Source organism: Streptococcus pseudopneumoniae, from assembly GCF_038148935.1.
GTDB lineage: Bacteria > Bacillota > Bacilli > Lactobacillales > Streptococcaceae > Streptococcus > Streptococcus pseudopneumoniae_U.
Genome location: NZ_JBBJZX010000135.1, coordinates 1 through 3,051, shown reverse-complemented (window position 1 = coordinate 3,051; position 3,051 = coordinate 1). Strand labels below are relative to the sequence as shown.

Here is a 3,051-nt window from a genome sequence, read left to right as displayed (position 1 = left end):
CTTCAAATCGGTGGTTCTGACCAGTGGGGAAATATGACAGCTGGTACCGAATTGCTTCGTCGTAAGGCTGACAAAACTGGACACGTTATCACCGTTCCATTGATCACAGATGCAACTGGTAAGAAATTTGGTAAATCAGAAGGAAACGCAGTCTGGCTCAATCCTGAAAAGACTTCCCCATACGAAATGTACCAATTTTGGATGAACGTTATGGATGCAGACGCTGTTCGCTTCTTGAAGATCTTTACTTTCTTGTCACTTGATGAGATTGAAGACATCCGTAAACAATTTGAAGCAGCTCCACACGAACGCTTGGCACAAAAAGTCTTGGCTCGTGAAGTCGTTACACTTGTTCACGGAGAAGAAGCTTACAAAGAAGCCCTCAACATCACTGAGCAACTCTTTGCAGGAAACATCAAAAACCTTTCTGTCAAAGAGCTCAAACAAGGACTTCGTGGTGTGCCAAACTACCAAGTACAAGTAGATGAAAATCACAATATCGTGGAACTGCTCGTGTCATCTGGTGTGGTTAACTCAAAACGTCAAGCCCGTGAAGATGTCCAAAACGGAGCTATCTACGTAAACGGCGACCGTATCCAAGACCTTGACTATGTCTTGAACGACGCAGATAAGCTTGAGAACGAACTGACTGTTATCCGTCGCGGGAAGAAAAAATACTTTGTACTGACTTACTAAACTGTTCAACATTTACCTATAGAAAAAAGGAGTTGCCCTCGAGAAAGGTAACTCCTTTTTGTTGTTGATAATCACATCTATCTAGCCTTAATAGACAGGCTACGCAGGACTATGCGTAAGGTTGTTAGATTATGTAAGATAGAGAGATTTGAAGGACTGAGCCAATTAAACAAGCCAAAGCCAATCAAACTACTATTTACGACAACGGTATCTTGAATATTCTTCTTGATGAGTGTTTGCAAAGATGATGATAGCCAATCCAACTCTTGGAAGAAATCCAAACGATTATCTAACAATAAGATATCGCTCATCTGCTTAGAAATATCTGCACTCTCATTCATCACCACACCGATATCTGATAGGGTTAGAGCAGCTGAGTCATTCAACCCATCCCCAACCATCAAAATAGTGTGACCTGCTTTCTGCAGTTCCTCTACTAACTCAAATTTCCCATCAGGTTTCAAGTCTGTATAGACCTGATCAAAGGGCAAATCTTTGACTAATTCCTCTGTTCTAACCAAGGTGTCCCCTGTTGCCAGAATCAATTTTTTCCCTTGTGCCTTAAGTTTCTCCAAGGCTGCTTTTGCTTCTTTTCTCAAAGGAGTATGAATACAGAACATTCCAATCAATTCATTCTGATAAGCCAAGAATAAGAGATTGTAGTGACTCTTGTACTCTTCAATTAAAGCATGTTGTTCTGAACTGATATGAATCTGTTCATCCTGCATCAAGACATAATTCCCAATAAGAACTGGTTGCCCATCTATATGAGATTTAATCCCCTTGCTTGCGATATATTGGAGTTTCCCATGCATTTCCTCATGTTCAATTCCCTCTATCTCGGCTTGCTTGACGATGGCATTAGCAATAGGATGATAAATGTGTTCCTCAAGACAGGCACTGATTCTGAGAATATCTTCCTCACTATAGTCCCCAAAAGGTAACACCTTTTCAACTATCGGATAGCTAGTTGTGATTGTTCCCGTCTTATCAAACAAGAAAGTATCAACTTCCAGATATTTCTCCAGAACATCCCCATCCTTAATCACCATTTCACGATTCAACCCCTCCTTGATAGCTGTCAAATAAGCTACAGGAGTAGAGATTTTCAAAGCGCAGGAGAAATCGACCAATAGGAAAGAAATAGCCTTCGAAAAAGAACCTGTCAATAGGTAAGTCAGCCCAGCCCCCAAGAAATTATATTTGACGACCTTGTCCGCCATCTTGATGAAATAGCGTTGTTTCGTTTTCTTGTTTTCTTCAGATTTCTTCATCAACTCAATCAGCTGTAAAATACGGCTGTTCATCTGATTATCGGTTACACGAATGCGTAGCTCCCCAGTCTCCAAGACTGTGTTTGCACAAACCGAATCAGACTCTCTTTTTTCAACTGGAAAACTCTCTCCCGTCAAGGAACTTTCGTTGACCATACCTAAACCTGAAACTACTTGTCCATCAAACAGAATTTCATTTCCTTGAGATAGGACCAAGACATCTCCTATTTGAACGTCGGAACTCTTGATACTAACGACCGTATCGCCCTGTACTAAGAATACATCGCTCTCTTTTGCAAGAAGACTCTGTTCTAAATCTGTTGCAGTTTTTTTCAAGGACCACTGATCTAAATGATTCCCCAAATCAAGCATAAACATGATATTGCTAGCTGTCTTAGATTGGTTCATAAACAAGGACAATAAAATCGCCGAACAGTCCAAAACCTCCATCGTTAGTTCCTTACGCGCTAGTGTTTGATAGGCTTCTCTAATATAACCAAAAGCCTGATAACAAGTCCATATATAGCGAATAGGATACGGCACAAAACTACGAAAAAGTATACGCTTAATCGCTGCACCTGAAACTATAGAATAAGCACTCTCTTCTCTACGAATGGGAAGAGTCATCAACTCAGAAACATTCCCTTTATCAATTCTTTTTAAAAAGGCTTCTGCATTATCTAATACAGAAAAGCCTTCTTTTATACGTAGAGTAAAGTGCTGTTGATCCATGTAAAACTGGATAGACTCAATCCCCTTTTCATCTCTCGCCAAGGAACGAAGATAGTCTTGAATATCCAAGGTGAGTGAAAAAGAAGATGATAGTCGGATATGTTGGTATCCTCTATGTAGCACTTTAAAAGACATATTATTCTCCTATAAGGCTATCTAATTGCTCTTCTTTTTTCTCTTGCTCGTACAAATATTTGGCATCTTGCAAGACATCGTCTCCATGTTGCTTCACAACAGAAACAGATGCGTCTAGCCCGTCTTTCAACTTGTAAGCCTTAGCCAAAGCTTTAGAATAACCTTTTTTAGCTTCCTTACTTGCCAAGATTTTCAAACCAAGGGTACCAAATGC

The 3,051-nt window shown here is 40.2% G+C and carries 3 protein-coding genes; 1 reads left to right on the top strand and 2 read right to left on the bottom strand.

Annotated elements, in window-relative coordinates:
* Positions 1-696 (top strand): tyrosine--tRNA ligase (gene tyrS / locus WKI42_RS09915; protein ID WP_368081840.1); only part of this gene is annotated, 696 nt, incomplete at its 5' end.
* 77 nt (positions 697-773) lie between these two features.
* Here the strand turns inward: tyrS and WKI42_RS09910 are convergent.
* Positions 774-2,837 carry a heavy metal translocating P-type ATPase gene (locus tag WKI42_RS09910; RefSeq protein ID WP_173214492.1) on the bottom strand — a complete coding sequence of 688 codons (2,064 nt, stop codon included), beginning with the start codon at positions 2,835-2,837 and terminating at the stop codon, positions 774-776.
* Position 2,838: 1 nt separating this feature from the next.
* A partial coding sequence (locus tag WKI42_RS09905; RefSeq protein ID WP_368081839.1) for a DUF6110 family protein occupies positions 2,839-3,051 on the bottom strand: 213 nt, incomplete at its 5' end.